The organism is Rhodococcus sp. T2V, from assembly GCF_029269925.1.
Lineage (GTDB): Bacteria > Actinomycetota > Actinomycetes > Mycobacteriales > Mycobacteriaceae > Rhodococcus_F > Rhodococcus_F koreensis.
Window position 1 is genome coordinate 1 of the sequence record NZ_JARJBD010000156.1, and the last position, 14,417, is coordinate 14,417.

General features: G+C 68.4%; 14 protein-coding genes and 1 pseudogene. 2 read left to right on the forward strand and 13 right to left on the reverse strand.

Features of this window, described 5'->3' with window-relative positions:
* Positions 1-841: 841 nt before the first annotated feature.
* Both P3H15_RS50840 and P3H15_RS50845 read right to left on the reverse strand, forming a co-directional pair.
* Positions 842-2,161 carry a UDP-glucose/GDP-mannose dehydrogenase family protein gene (locus tag P3H15_RS50840; RefSeq protein ID WP_276144295.1) on the reverse strand — a complete coding sequence of 440 codons (1,320 nt, stop codon included), beginning with the start codon at positions 2,159-2,161 and terminating at the stop codon, positions 842-844.
* A gap of 134 nt (positions 2,162-2,295) precedes the next feature.
* Positions 2,296-2,775: a PAS domain-containing protein gene (locus tag P3H15_RS50845; protein ID WP_276144296.1), complete on the reverse strand. Its 480-nt coding sequence runs from the start codon at positions 2,773-2,775 to the stop codon at positions 2,296-2,298.
* Between the two features lie 483 nt (positions 2,776-3,258).
* Here P3H15_RS50845 and P3H15_RS50850 point away from each other — a divergent pair, with 483 nt between their 5' ends.
* On the forward strand, positions 3,259-3,828 hold the full coding sequence (locus P3H15_RS50850; RefSeq protein WP_276144297.1) for a hypothetical protein: 570 nt from the start codon (positions 3,259-3,261) through the stop codon (positions 3,826-3,828).
* Positions 3,829-4,055: 227 nt separating this feature from the next.
* Here P3H15_RS50850 and P3H15_RS50855 read toward each other — a convergent pair whose 3' ends face one another.
* From P3H15_RS50855 to P3H15_RS50890, 8 genes and pseudogenes are all read right to left on the reverse strand, one after another.
* Positions 4,056-4,202, reverse strand: a complete 147-nt coding sequence (locus tag P3H15_RS50855; RefSeq protein WP_276144298.1) for a hypothetical protein — start codon at positions 4,200-4,202, stop codon at positions 4,056-4,058.
* Positions 4,203-4,338: 136 nt separating this feature from the next.
* Positions 4,339-4,452: pseudogene (locus tag P3H15_RS50860) on the reverse strand (glycosyltransferase family 1 protein); the annotation flags it as partial.
* 8 nt (positions 4,453-4,460) lie between these two features.
* Positions 4,461-5,510: a Ppx/GppA phosphatase family protein gene (locus P3H15_RS50865; RefSeq protein WP_276144299.1), complete on the reverse strand. Its 1,050-nt coding sequence runs from the start codon at positions 5,508-5,510 to the stop codon at positions 4,461-4,463.
* Positions 5,511-5,637: 127 nt separating this feature from the next.
* Complete coding sequence (locus P3H15_RS50870; RefSeq protein WP_276144300.1) at positions 5,638-7,020, reverse strand: cytochrome P450; 1,383 nt, start codon at positions 7,018-7,020, stop codon at positions 5,638-5,640.
* Between the two features lie 124 nt (positions 7,021-7,144).
* Entirely contained in the window at positions 7,145-7,771 is a 627-nt protein-coding gene (locus P3H15_RS50875) for an SDR family NAD(P)-dependent oxidoreductase (protein WP_346348886.1), read from the reverse strand.
* A 687-nt stretch (positions 7,772-8,458) separates the two neighbouring features.
* Complete coding sequence (locus P3H15_RS50880; protein ID WP_276144301.1) at positions 8,459-8,620, reverse strand: hypothetical protein; 162 nt, start codon at positions 8,618-8,620, stop codon at positions 8,459-8,461.
* 394 nt (positions 8,621-9,014) lie between these two features.
* Positions 9,015-9,161 (reverse strand): hypothetical protein, encoded by a 147-nt coding sequence (locus P3H15_RS50885; RefSeq protein ID WP_276144302.1) that lies wholly within the window; start codon positions 9,159-9,161, stop codon positions 9,015-9,017.
* A 609-nt stretch (positions 9,162-9,770) separates the two neighbouring features.
* Positions 9,771-10,544, reverse strand: a complete 774-nt coding sequence (locus P3H15_RS50890; RefSeq protein WP_276144303.1) for a GAF and ANTAR domain-containing protein — start codon at positions 10,542-10,544, stop codon at positions 9,771-9,773.
* Between the two features lie 235 nt (positions 10,545-10,779).
* Between P3H15_RS50890 and P3H15_RS50895 the strand changes: the two genes are divergently transcribed.
* Positions 10,780-11,475, forward strand: a complete 696-nt coding sequence (locus P3H15_RS50895; RefSeq protein WP_276144304.1) for a GAF and ANTAR domain-containing protein — start codon at positions 10,780-10,782, stop codon at positions 11,473-11,475.
* Positions 11,476-11,550: 75 nt separating this feature from the next.
* On the opposite strand, the gene P3H15_RS50900 is transcribed toward P3H15_RS50895, so the two are convergent.
* From P3H15_RS50900 to P3H15_RS50910, 3 genes are all read right to left on the reverse strand, one after another.
* Entirely contained in the window at positions 11,551-12,315 is a 765-nt protein-coding gene (locus P3H15_RS50900; RefSeq protein WP_276144305.1) for a GAF and ANTAR domain-containing protein, read from the reverse strand.
* 28 nt (positions 12,316-12,343) lie between these two features.
* Complete coding sequence (locus P3H15_RS50905) at positions 12,344-13,057, reverse strand: ANTAR domain-containing protein (protein WP_276144306.1); 714 nt, start codon at positions 13,055-13,057, stop codon at positions 12,344-12,346.
* A gap of 1,052 nt (positions 13,058-14,109) precedes the next feature.
* The coding region (locus P3H15_RS50910; protein WP_276144307.1) for an SRPBCC family protein at positions 14,110-14,417 on the reverse strand (308 nt) is incomplete at its 5' end.

A 14,417-nucleotide genomic window follows, 5' to 3' on the forward strand; every position in this document is an offset into this window, starting at 1 on the left:
TGTGGTCATTTCTCAAGATCACGATGGCATCGGACGACATGGCACACCTCACCTAGATTTCGGGCCCGGGATCGGGCTGGCACGGCCGCGGGAATCCACTGCAGCAAGTACCCCAGCCGACCCGAGGGGAAACGATGCCGGCAGCGTGCCTCCGCACCCGGTGGTGGGGCGCGTGCAGCAGCGTTGTCACCCGAACGCCGCGGCTCCTTCTACCGACTGAAGTGATCGTGGACCGGGACATCGAGGGTGTCACCGTTTTCCAGATGTGGACCACTGGTGTCCGTGGGGGCGGAGACAGACGACGATGCGCCTGATCATCACCGAGGCGAGGGAAATGTCGTCACGGCGATGCTGCACCGACCACGTGAGGCAACCCTGGCACTGGACCTGGTCGACATCGCGCACCGCCCACTCCCGAACGTCCCGCCGTGCCACAAAATAACCTGGCGCGCAGTCGATGTCGTCCACTTGGGGCGCGACGGCACCACCCCGGTTCGTGGTCATCCCACGAAGGTACCGCCATCTCGTCGACCGGCAACCCGCGCGGCGGCGCTGCACCTTCCGCAGTGGATACCCGGACGCGAAGGCAGTCGCCGGGTCACCCCGCCATCGCGTGCTCGATCACCCCACCCCCGTCGTCGACCACGTCGACCGGCCGATGGGGGCGCGACCGGTGACGATCCGGAAAAATGGTGTCATCCCCCACTCACCACTGTGCCGTTCGTAGGGCGTGTGGCCGGTGATCGCCACGAACAGCGCCGCACTCAGACCGGATGTGTCTCCGAGTCGGCAGCGGGCACGTTGCCCCAGAGCCACTCGGGCGCTTGAAGGAAAGTCCATGTCATGGTCGTCCGAGTCCGCAGTAGGTCCATCCCGCCCCGCGCCACTGCTGGGGATCGAGACAATTGCGGCCGTCGATCAGCACCTTGTTGCGCACGACCGCATCCAGGTCACCCGGTTGCAGTTTGCGGAACTCCGACCACTCGGTGAGCACCAACACCACATCGGCGCCCTGACACGCGTCCGCGGCGGTCGGTGCGTAGCCGAGCGTCGGGAACAGTGCGCGCGAGTTGTCCATCGCCTTCGGGTCGTAGACGTTCACGGATGCGCCCTGCAGCTGCAGTTGTCCGGCCACGTTCAGTGCGGGCGAATCCCGGACGTCGTCGGAGTCCGGCTTGAACGCTGCACCCAGGACCGCGACCCGCACACCGAGGAGCGAGCCGCAGGTGTGCCGGACAAGTTCGACCATCCGGCTACGACGCCGCATGTTGATGGTGTCGACCTCGCGGAGGAAGGTGAGGGCCTGGTCGGCGCCGAGTTCGCCGGCCCGGGCCATGAACGCCCTGATGTCCTTCGGCAGGCACCCGCCGCCGAACCCGATTCCGGCATCGAGGAAGCGGCGGCCGATGCGTACGTCGTACCCGAGCGCGTCGGCGAGCACGGTGACGTCGGCGCCGACGGCCTCGCACACCTCGGAGATCGCGTTGATGAACGAGACTTTCGTGGCGAGGAAAGCGTTGGCCGCCGTCTTCACCAACTCGGCGGTGGCCAGATCGGTGATCAGGAAGGGGACATCCTCGGCCAGCAGCTGCGCGTACACCTCGCGTGCCACCTCTTCTGCCCGGCCGGGCCGGTGGCGGTCGATCCCGAGCACCAGCCGGTCCGGGTGCAGGGTGTCCTGAACGGCGAATCCCTCCCGCAGGAACTCCGGGTTCCACGCCACCTCCAGACCGGTCCCGGCCGGTGACAGCTCCCGGGCGCGGGCACCGAGCCGCTGCGCGGTCCCCACCGGCACGGTGGACTTGCCGAAGATCACCGCGGGACCGGTGACCAGGGGCGCGAGAGTGTCGATGACCGTCTCGACATACCCGAGGTCGGCGGCGAACTCACCCTCCTTCTGCGGGGTACCGACGCACAGGAAATACACACCGGTGAACGCGGCGGCCTGCTCGTGCGAAGAGGTGAAGCGCAACCGACCTGCCGCGACGTTGCGGCGGAGCACGTCCCCGAGTCCGGGCTCGTAGAACGGCACCTCCCCGGCGTCGAGTGTCGCCAGCTTCGCCGGGTCGACATCGACCCCCACCACCTCGTGCCCGAGCTCCGCCAGACACGCCGCCTGAGTCGCACCGAGGTATCCGGCACCGAACACTGCGATTCTCATCGGTACTCACATTCTTGCGCCGCTGACGACGGTTCGCTGGGCCCGGTCAGGTCGGTGTGTATCGGCAGCGCGGGCCCGCGATAGATCACCACGAGCTCGAGACCAGGATCTGTGACGGTCGACATCGGATTGCCTCAGGCTCCGGTGACGATCGTCCGCGGATCCTCACAGAGCTCGCCGCTGCAGTCCTGCCACGTCACCGCGGTCAGATGCGCTGTGCCGACCGTGAACGCGGATGCCGCGGCACGGACCCACAACCAGTCGCCGCTGCGGTGGCGGAGTCGGAAGAACGTGGCGCGAGAGCCTGTGCTGCCATGGGTGTCTCGTAGGAATCGGCGCCATCGAGGTGTGTCGGATGGCAACAGCAACCATTCATAGTCACCGACCAGTTGCTCCACCCGATATCCGACCAGGTTGGCGGACGCGGGGTTGGCGAAGAGTACCTCGCGCTGGTCGTCGAACACAGACAGCGGCTGCGGCAACGCCGCGAACAGTGCCTCCAGCATCTCTGTGCGGCACGACGCGGTGGCCGTGCCGTGCCGCGCTGCCGGGGCGAGGACGGGGTGGCCGTTCGGCGGGGTACAGGTCATGGTGGGAACCGACTGATTTTTCACTACACGTGCTCCTCGTCGCCGCCGGGACTGCTGAGCGTCCGTGTACCCGCACCGGTGATGGCGCAACCTGCACCTCGTTCGCGCGCTGGTGAGACCGGGAAGCCCACCAACGACCGGACTCGACGGGCGCAACTACTTACGCAGTGAACGCGATACGGAAACCGACGGGCTGCTATTCGCCGTCCCGCGTGGAGATCACACCAAGCGGGTATCCGCTTGCTGTGGAACTCATCGGAATTCTCATCCTGGTCGGCGTCATCGCCTTCGTCCTGCACAACAAACGCGGGAGGAAGGGTTCCGCGGGTCACGACTGATCCGGCCACTCGTCCACGGGCGGGAGCTGCGAGCGAAAAGGGGTTACCCCGCGGGTGGTTTTGCGACCCTCGAGGCACGCGCCGAAGCCACACTGGTGCGACCTGCCGCCGAAACCCCCGGCGGTGACACCCCCCAAGTCCTGACCTGTCACCCGAACACCGAGGCCTCATGAACATCCTCACCGCACTACCCCTGACCATTCTCCGCGTGCAGTACACGATGGTGCGCTACCCCCTCCATCTGATCGACGACCAGGTAATCGCACGCCTGGGACCCGTCTCACCTGTCCGCCGCCTCTATCGGGACTGCCTCTGCCTGCTCGATGGTGTCGTCGGGACCGTTCTGGGCCCCCGGGACCCTGCCCATCGGCTCACCGACACCGCACCCCAGCGAACCAACGCCCCCGTATCGAGTGTCACTGCCGCTGAGGACGAAACGGTTTCCCAGTCCGCGACCGGAGAAAATGCTGAACTGAGCAAGAAGGCGGCGCAACAACTCGACAGCGACGTGCTCGCCGAGCACCTCGAAGCCATCGATTCGCCGCCCCGGCGCGTGCAGTCCGTGCCCACAGGCACCGCCTCTGCCGCGGCCTCCGTCCTCGCCACGTTCACGGGTGCGGCGAGCGATGAACCCGACACCACTCTGACCGACGAACTGGCGGGCCGGGTAGCCGAACTCGCCCGAGCCGAGTCCCCGCCACCGGGCGTAGAGACAATTCCGACCGACAAGCACCACTGACACCAGCCCTCCGCGTATCGAATGGCTCGCGGCCATTTCGATGAGTCTCGTGGGAACCGAGCGCGGTCACAGCACAAGGTGCCTGCTGTCGCGCCAGTTCGCCTGCACGTACGGGTGTGGGCGAGGTCGGCGAGGTACTGCTCCCCTCTGTCGAACTCGGCACCGCCGGTGTTCGCCACAGGGACGCGATCCGGTGCCGAGGTGGACCGGGTTCCGGGCGGCACCACTCACGGGGTTTCGTCCTCGTCGTCAGCACCCTCCGCCTGGTTCGGCTGATGGGTGGTCGACGTGATGTTCTCTGGATCGGCATCAGGGTCGCTCGCGGGGTCGTAGGGCTTCTCCGACTCGCTGGATCCACTGTTTCGCTCGCTCATGGTGACCGGTTAACCCACCAGCGAGAGTTGAAACCCGACAGAGGCGAAGGGCAGCAGAGAACAGTCCGTCGGAAATGCTCACGCGGCGGCTCATCCCGCAGTGTTATTCGCCTACCATTGGTTCGCCGGTCCCCCTGTCCGAAGGCGCGGGGTGGGGCAACCGGACCACCGCCTCGGCGCCGTCCGGGTCGCACAGATGCCGCACATACACATGTGAGGCGGGCACCGAGGCGACCCGGTTCGTATGCATCGTCGAAGTCACTGTCCGCGCGTGGACGCGTGGGAGGTGACGGACGCGGGCAGGGCGGTGACGGTGGCGCCGGTGGTGGGTGCGGTGGGGGTCAGCGGGCGCAGTGGATGCAGGGGCAGTTCGTCCCGCGGGTCGGTCACCGTGGACAGATAATGCAACATCACCCCCTCGCGCAGCGCCCATGGGCTCACCTGCACCGCAGCGACGTCCAGGGCGCACAGGGTTTCGTCGGCCACGATCGCGCCGGCGAGGATCTGCCCCGCCCGGGACGGCGAGACACCCCGCAACCCGGCGCGGCGCTCCGCCGGCACAGCGGCCAGCCGCGGCACCCAGTCGTGGATGTTCTTCCGGGACACGGTTCGTCGCACGAACGGGCCCTTGCGTTGCGACGGTGCCCCCGCGAGGCGGGCCAGTTGTTTGAACGTCTTCGACGTCGCCACCACCAACTGCGGTTCACCTTCCCACCGCAGCCGGTCCGCGGTCTCGCGGAGGGTGTCGCGCACATACCGGCGCAGCGCCTTGACCTGCTTGCGTGGGGGTGGGTCGGCGTCGAAGAATCCTCGGGTCAACCGGCCGGCGCCCAGCGGCAACGACACCGCCAGTTCCGGGACGGCGTCGCGGCCGAGCGCGATCTCCATCGACCCGCCGCCGATGCCGATGTCGAGCAGCCGGCCCGCACGCCACCCGTACCAGCGGTGCACGGCCAGATACGTCAACCGCGCCTCCTGCAGCCCGGTCAGGAACTGCGGCCGCAGTCCGCACTCGGCGGCGATGCGGTCGAGGATCTCGTCCCGGTTCGCCGCGTCCCGGATGGCGGCCGTGACGAACAGGTAGATCTCGTCCACCTCGTATCGGTGTGCCGCCGCCAACGTCTGCGTCACGGCCTGGCTGATCCGGTCGATCCCGTCCTCGTCGAGGCGCTGATCGGCACCGATCGACTCGCCCAATCGGGTGGCGGCCTTGACCGCGTGCAGCGGCAGCGGCGGCGCACCCGCAGTGGCCTCCACGATCTGCAGCTGCGCCGAGTTCGAACCGATGTCGAGGACCCCGAGCCGCACAGAACCCGACTACCCCACGCCCCGGTCGGCGAATCACCGCCCGAGTGACGGCCGCACCGGCGTCCGGGCGGGGCGACGTGGTCGATCCCGTCGATGCCGAACGGGGTTTCCTCGTCGGTGCTGCACGTCAGCGCGGGTGCACAGCGAACCTGAGCCCGAAGTTGTTCAGCGTCGTCGGCAGCGGCCGGTCCGGACTCAAGCCGGGAACCGAGGTCAGCTCGAAGCGAACCCGGGCGAGCAGGTGCGCCATCACGGTGCTGGTGACGAGCAGGACGAGGTTGCGGCCCGGGCACTCGGCCGGGCCCGCACTGAACGGCACCAGCTGCGGATATGACTGCGCGCGCCCGTCCAACCAGATCTGCGGGACGAACCGGTCGGCGAATTCCAAGGTGGCGCCGTCCCGGTGGAATGCGGAGGCCAGGACCAGGAACGCGGCGCCGGCCGGGACGGTGAAGCGTCGGCCGTCCGGCCCCCACCCGGTCTCCTCGGTAGAATCCCGCAGGATCGCCGGGGTGGTCGGCCACAGCCGCACCGAGTCGAGCATCACCGCCCGCAGGTACCGATATTGCTGGACCTCGGTGAGGTCGGCGCCCTCGACCTCGGCTTCGGCGCGTCGGCGTTCGTCGGGGTGTGTGGCCAGCAGGGCCAGAGCCCGGCTGCAGGCGATGCCGGCAGCGTCGAATGCGAACAGCCAGTGCGGCATCTGCCCGACCGGATCGACGGCCCCGCCTGCGTCCGTGGCGGCGATGGTGGCGGCCAGGGAGCCGGGTTCGGCGTGCCCGACGTAGCGGTAGAGATCGTCGAAGAACTTCTCACGCAGCCGGGGACGGTCCGGCGAGAGGTAGGACCAGTTGCCGATTCCGCGTAGCCGCCACAGCCGGTCGGTGGGGGTCTCGTCGTCGCGGGCGGCGGAACCGAACACGATCCGGCGGACGATCCGCCACCACATCTGCGTGAACTGGCCGGCATCGAGTCGGCCGGACCGCACGGCCAGGTCGAGTAGGGTGTTGGTTTCCTCGGCGATCACCGGGACGATCTCCGGAGCGAGGTGATGTACTGGCATCGACGTGTCGAGCACGGCTTCGTTGAAGTCGCGGCGCTGCCGGCGCAGGTGTCCGCCGGAGATCAGCACGCCCCGCGGCTGAAACGGGCTCAAGGCGCTCTTCTTCTCCCGGTTGGCCGGGGTGAACGGATCCGGGGACTCGGCGAGCACGCGGGCGACGCCCTCGGGGTCGAGCACCACCGCCAGCCGACGGCCGGGCAACCGCAGTTGCACCGGGCCGGAGCCGAACCTGCGGCGCAACGCGCGCACCGTCTCCAGGGTGGTGTCGTCGGCGCGCACGGTCTCGAGCACCGCCATCACCGGGCGGCGACGCGCGATGACCCCGGCGGCGACGGCCGGATAGCCCAGCGCGGTCGCCACCCGCACCGCTTCCCACCCGGTCAGGATCGGCCCCTCGGCTCGTGGTGCGGCGGGGGCGGTGTCGGACGGGTTCGTGTGGGTGACCATGTGCCTGCGGCTACCCACCCGATCTGCGTACCAAACGGCACGCCATTCCCGAGCGGGGTTCGGCGAGAACCTTGTGGGCGGCGGCCGTGACCCCGTCGGGGGGTGACGGCACCGAACGCGGCCATCACCGTCGACAGCACCGAACTGGCGACCACCTTCCGCTCACCGCGCCACATCGCGTCGTAACCTGATTCGCGACGTCGGCGGGATCGTCCTTCGGGCCCCGCCCCAACACGGTGTCGCCCACATGCGCCCGGGAGAAGAAGTGGGTGTCTGTCGGGCCCGGCATCAGCGCGGTGACGGTGACACCGGTGCCGGCCAGTTCGCTGTGCAGCGCCTCGCTGAACGACTGGACGAACGACTTCGAGGCGTTGTACACCGCCTGGTACGGGCCGGGCATCGTCGACGCCACCGACGAGGTGAACAGCACCCTGCCCGCGCCCCGCCGGGTCAGGTCGTCGAGGACCAGCTTCGCCAGGTGCACGGTCGAGCGGACGTCGAGGTCGAGGACGGCGAGGATGTCGGCCAGTGAGGTCTCGACGAACGACCCGCCGCGACAGACACCAGCATTGAGCGCCGCCGCGGCCAGTGGCCGACCGTCCGTCCCGACGGCCGCGTACGCCGCTGCCACACCGGCCTCGGTCTGCAGGTCGGCGCGCACCGGGACGATCGTCGCTTTCGGCGCGGCGAGTTCGATCACCGCGTAATCCAGTGCGTCCGAGTCCACGACCACGACCACGACCACGACCACGACCAGGTCCTAGCCGTCCTGCACGAACAGTTTCGCCAGTTCCAGACCGATACCGCGCGACGCGCCGGTGACAAGGGCCAGCGGTCGCGTCTCTGCGCCGTGTCAGGGTTTTCGGTCACGTCGCCACCTTTTCGTCACGGGGTCTCGGTCACGGTCACGGTCACGGAGTCGAGTACCCGCAAAAGGCCCACCGCGGCACCACACCGGGTCCGGCGGGCAGTGTGCGGGAACCGACGACGGGGCACCCTGCAACCAGCACCGCGGATCCACACCGGTGCGCAGTGGCGAGGGAGGGAGGAATCAGGATGGGGTTCAGACGCCGCCGACGTGCGGCGAGGGCGGTCGGCGCGCCCTCCGCCGACCGTCGGCAACCTTTTCACCGTCCCGTGGACCGGTTGGCCGTCCGACTGCAGCTGCTGCTCGCGGCGGTCGCCGCACTGATGCTCGTCCTCACCGTCGGCGTCACGGCGGGGGTCTACGACGCCGAAAACGCCCGCGCGGCCGACCAACAGATCCGCACTCACCCGGTGACTGCCACCATCACCCCCGACCCCGACCCCGACCCCGGCCCCGACACCGGCACCGGCACTCCTAAGACCGGCTGCCCGCCTCGACTCCCGCACCGATCCCGTCCTGGCCGCCGCGACCTGGCACTGGGCCGGCGACCCCCGAACCGGCACCATCGAACTACCAGCGGGGGTCTCCGCCCACACCCAGACCAGCATCCTCGTCGACTCCTCCGGCAACTGGGCCGGTCCCGAGATCACCGGTCCCGAAGTCGCCGGCAACACCGCCGCAGCCCTCGTCGGTGCCCTCGCCCTGGCCACCGCTCTCATCGCCGGCCTGCATACCTGGTGCACCCGCATCCTCGACCGGCACCGCCAACGCTACTGGGACGAAGCCCTGCACCGCCTGTTCGCCACCTACGGGAAGTAACCGACCAAAAATTGTGCCGCACCGGAGGATTCGGGGTGGGATGGTTGAGAGACCGCTCGCTCGTTCACATCCACGTAGCCTGTCCGGTGATAGGTACGTCCGAGAAGGCCGCTCGTTCGTCGGCGGCCGTGGCAGAAAGGCCAGCGGAGTCGGCCATGAACATTGGCAGCGGCGCAGCGCGCGTCGCCAGAAATGCAGTCGGGGTTCTTCGGGACGCGGGAGAGGGGGTCAGGTCCTGGACGAACAACAAGTTGCAGCGGCAGACGGACACAGCGGAGGAACCCGAAGGGGGCCTCGAGATGGAACCTCAGGCCACCGCCAAGGCCGGGTCTGAGGCGCCGCCCGCGACGAAGCCACCTTCGAAGAAAGCGCCCGCGAAGAAGGCGCCGACGAAGAAGACCGCTGCCACCAAAATAACCCCAAACCCGGTGCCCGCGAAGAAGGTTGCTGCCACCGCACCGGCACCGTCCAAGACGCCCCCTGCCAAGAAAACACCCGTCGCCAAGCAACCGGCGAACAAGGTCCGCACGAAGGCAGCTGCCGCCAAGAAAGGCGACAAGGCGACTCGGGTTCCCGAATAGTAAGCATTCTTTCCACCGAGAACTTTGGTGGCACTATTTCGGTGACTGCGGTGTCCATGTTCCGAAGACCTGGCACCCCAATCGAATCCATTCCGCCATGGACGTGGACGTCAGGTGGCACCTCGGCGGAGGGCTCTCGGGTCGATCGTGGACATGACAGATCCGGCCGGTGCTGCCTTCACCTTGGTCGCCCGAGAGTTGTCGAGCGGTCTGCGGGACCGCGAGCCACCCGGTCGTGGAGTGAATGCCCTTCCGGGACATCGTTCGTCGCACGACCGGACCCTTACGTTGCGGCGGCGCACCCGCGGTTGCCTCGACGATCGAGCAACTGCGCCGAGCGAACCGATGTCGGGGACCCCGAACCGCACACGCCCCGACTATCCCCAGCCAGGACCGGACCATCCCCCGGACCCTCCCCCTCCGTCCCCCACACCGCTGACCTCGTCCGACACCGTCACCTGCCCACGTTGTCCTGTCGAGGTTCAGGTGCGGTCGCCGAACGAGGTGACGATGCGGCGGGCGACGGCGGCGAGTTTGACGTTCTCGCGTTGGGACACCTCGACGAGGACGGTGAACGCGGCGTCCTCGGACAACCCCCTGCTGGACATGAGAGCACCCTTGGCCTGTTCGATGACCGCACGGCTGGCCATGGCCGTGCGCAGACCGGCGACCTCGTCCAGCGCAGCATCGACATCACGGGAGAGCCCGACAACCGCGGCCCCGAAAGTGGTGTAGATCCTCAACAGCGCGACGTCCAGGTCACCGAAGCCGTGGTCGTCGGTTCCGTAGAGGTTCAGGGCACCGACATGATCGCCGTCCAGGCGCAGCGGCGCGGACAGATAACTGCGCACACCCAGCCCACGGACGGCCGCGGCGAAGGCAGGCCACCGCTCGGGAAGTTCGTCGATGCGCACCCGCACCACCACACCGGTGGCGGCGGCCTCGAGGCAGGGGCCCTGCCCGGTGCGGTACTGGTCGGCGTCGACGTCGACCACCCGCGGGTCGCTGCACGCGGGGGTGGTCACGGTGCCGTCGTCGCCGATCACGGTGATCCCGGACATCTGCGCCCCGGGGATCGTGTCCACGGCCCACTGGCACAGTTGTCCGAGGAATCCCGGCACCCGGGCGGTCTCGAGGAGCACCGGAGCCTGTTCGGTGTGCGAGCCGAGTCGACGGTGTAGGTCGTCGAGTGCGGACGCGACCGCGTCGACCCGGTGGGTGACCTCGTCCTGGTCGTCAACGAAATAGTGGGGCATCAGGGGTGATCCTTGTCGGCTACGCCGCAGATGCATCCGACCTGCCGCTGAACGGGCGGCAGGCTGTTCTACCGGAAACGACTCGATCCTACCGGCCGCTCGGTGCGGCACCGCGCCGGTGGCGGCGTAGTGTTCGAAGTGGGACGCAGGGCGTGCTCGATCGGTGCCGCATGCCCGCGGCGCCCGTTTGACGCGTCGCGCCTACCGGAGTCGAGCGATGCGCAGGAGATGTGCGATGAACGATTTCGATCACGCCGGCCTCGGGGCGATGATGGCCGAGGTGGCCCGATCCTGGACCGCCCCCACCGATCTCGACAGCACCCTGCACGCGATCACCCAGGCCGCGGTGGAGCTGATCCCGGGCGCTGGCAGCGCCGACATCCTCACCATCAGCGGCCGCCACAAGTTCCGGTCCCTCGCCCCCACCTGCGCGCTGCCCGCGGACCTCGACGCGGTGCAGGCCCGGCACGGTCAGGGCCCGTGTGTCGAGGCCGCCCTGGACGGTGAGGTCGTCCGCAGCGACGACCTGGAGAACGAAACCCGGTGGCCGGAGTTCACTAGGGAGGCCGTCGACTCGGGGGTTCGCAGCGTGGTGTCGTTCCGCCTCTACACCCGCACCCACGTCGTCGGCGCCCTGAACGTGCTCGCGATGACCGCGCACGCGTTCGACGACGAATCCGTCGCCATCGGCGAAGTGCTGGCGGCGCACGCGGCGATCGCGATCATCACCGACCGCCGTGAGGTGCAGTTGCGGTCCGCCGTGGTCAGCCGGGACCTGATCGGTCAGGCCAAGGGCATGCTGATGGAACGCTTCGACATAGGCGCGGACCAGGCCTTCACGATGCTCACCAAACTGTCCCAGCAGTCCAACATTCCGCTGGCGAAGGTGGCGGAAAAGGTCGTCGACCTCGGACCGGACCGGCGGCACTGAACGGGTGGCTGCCGCCATGTCATCCGGTCCTTGGATGCCCGCGGTCCTGTTCGCGGTCGGCGCATGTAGGCGGTGTCAGCGGCCGTCGGGGCGCTGCGCCTCGGCATCGAGCATTTCGGTGGGACGGACCGTCCCGTCGGTGATCGACCGGGCCAGGGTGCGCAGCGGGACGCCCAGACGGTGGGCGTGATCGTCGATCAGTGCGTGCGCCCGGCCGGGGGTGATGTCCAGGGCGCCGGCGACGATCCCGGTGGCCTGCCCCAGGCGCGTGCGGTCGTTGAGCAGTGCCAACGTTCGCTCCGACAGCCGGCCCGCGCGATGCTCGCCGCGCTCGTGGGTCAACTCCAGCAAGGCCAGATCCGCGAAAACCCTCGCGCGACGGTGTTGTTCGTGTTCGAACGCGGTGGGTTCGGTGAACAAGATGTTGAGACCACCGACGGTGTGCCCGTCGAGGATCATCGGCACCGCCAGAATGGCTCGGTAGCCGATCTCGGAGGCCACCGTCCGGAATTCGGGCCAGCGGTCGGCATCGGTGTCCAGGTTCGGCACGGCGATCACCTCGGAGGTGTGGATGCACTCCGGGCAGGGCCCTTCCTCGCTCTGCGATTGCAGCAGCTCCACCAGCCGGGCCTGCTCGTCCGAGGCGGCCACCACCGCAAGACCGCCGAGAGGGTCGACGATCATGATTCCCGACGCCGCCGCCGACAGCAGATCCGCGCAGATCACGGTGATGCGGTAGAGCACCGCACCCCTATCGGCGTGCCCGTCGACGAGCGCACCGGTGATCTCCGAGACCGCGTCGATCAAGGCTGACGACGGGGCCGACGTGCTCTCGGGCATGCGATCACCTCCTTCACAACCCATGATCTCACTCACTCAGTTCGTTGATATCGATGCGACGGGCGATGACGTCGCGGGCCACGTCCAGCACGGTGTGACCGCGAACGAACGCATGTGCGCGCAGCCGGGTGAACGCGTCGGCCAGGCTGATGTGCTGGCGGGCGGCCAGCATCCCAGTGGCGATGTGCACATCGTGGTAGGAGCCGGTGCGGCGGATCCAGTCCGGGTCGGTGGTCTGCGCCCGATCCGCCTTCGTCAGCAGGACCAGCGCGATCAGGTCGGCCAACGCGGCAGCTTCGGCGGCCGCGATCGGCGACAGCGCGCCGGGCGTGCGCCGATACAGATCCAGGGTGCCCAGCGCGATGGCGCCGAGTTGCAGCGGAAATGCGAACACCGCCGCCACGCCCGCCGATTGTGCCGCGTCGGTAAACGCCGGCCACTGGTGATCCGCCGCGGCGAGGTCGTCGATCAGCACCGGGTCGCCCTGGGTGAAGGCCGAGATTCCGGGGCCTTCGCCGAGGGTGTACTGGTGGTCCTCGAGCAGGGCCGCCCAGTCGGCGCTGGCGCCGAGCAGGTCCTGGGCCGAGGCGGTCGCCCGCAACGTCAACGCCGCGGCGTCGATCCCGGTCAGTGCCGCCACGCAGTTGCGGCACACCGACCGCCCCCACGTCCCCTGTCCGGGGCTGCCCGCGGCGCCGGAGACCGCCCGCCACAGGACATGCCGCCGGTCCTCGTCCGCCACGTCGTCCTCTTTCTGTCGCTGTCGCTCACCCTACGGACGGGCCGGCTGACCTGTTGCCGCAGCCGGTATATCCCACTGTCTTAGCAGTGTTCCCGGGGTAGACAACGCCTACGCACGCCGTCACCCCGGTCGGTAACCGAGCGACGCCCCGGCCTCGAGTGTGCCGGCGGAGCACGGGGTACTCACTCGGCAGACCCTCCGATGTTCCGGACCCTCGGAGCCGTCGAGGCTGCGCCAGTTCAGCTGAGTAGCTGGTGCAACCGCCCCCACTGGGAACGGCACGGACCCGTCAAACGATCGAACGGATTCGGCGGTCGTGGTGGCCCTCGACCGCACGGGCCTCGATCTTCTCGGGCCAGTGCCCGACAGGCCCAGCCGTCGCACCACGGCGTGGGGTAGTCGCACGCTGTTGCGGGTAACCGGACGGCAAGTGACAACGTGGTTCCGGTGACCGAGAGGGTGTACAGATTGTGTCTCGCATCGAAGAGGACCCCGACAGCTGCGATGGACCTGATGTCGGGTTCGAAGACGATCCGATTCGGTGGCCGGATCCGAGTCCGCTGGACCTGTGGTGGCAACGGGTGATGTCCGAGAGCCTGCGCCGTTCCCGGGAACAGCCAACTCGGCCGGCAGGTCCGCCCGAGTCGACGGTTTCCCGGAATCGGGATCTCCGCCCGCACGCGAGTTAGAACCGATCGGAACGGATCCGGCGCGCCCGTTCGGCCGCGCCCACATGGACCTCTCAGCGGCGCCCGAACCGAGGCCTCAGGAACGTGATCACCGTGCTACCCCCTGGCCGTTCTATGCGTGCAATACACGCTCATGCGCTTCCTTCTTCGAGCAGCTGATGTGCTACGGGCACGCGCCGACCCAGCGCGACGCCTTTCGGGGCAGTCTCGGGCCTGCTCGATTGTGCCGTGGGCACGATTGTGGACATAAGGACTTCCACTGCACTCTGAACGCCGCTGCAGAGCCGGTTCCGTCGCCGCCCAGGCGGTTTCCGATTGTTCGGAGGGTAGGGCGGTGCGCTGCGATTCCGTCCTTCGATCGGGTCAGGGGGTGGGTCGGTCGACCTCGCCGCGCCATCCGCCGGTCTCGTGTCCGCGGTGTTCGATGAAGTCCTTGAACTTCTTCATGTCGGCCTTGACTCGGTGACCGAGCACGCCGAGCTTGTCGGCGGCGTTCTCCACGAATCCTTCTGGGTCGACGTCCATCTGGGCGGTCACCCGCGTTTTCTCGTCGTCGAGTCGGTGGAAGGTGATGACCCCGGCGTGGTTGGGTCCGGAGTCGGAATTCCAGGCCACCCGTTCGTCCGGGTGCTGCTCGGTGATGGTGGCGTCGAACTCGCGGACCTGCCCCG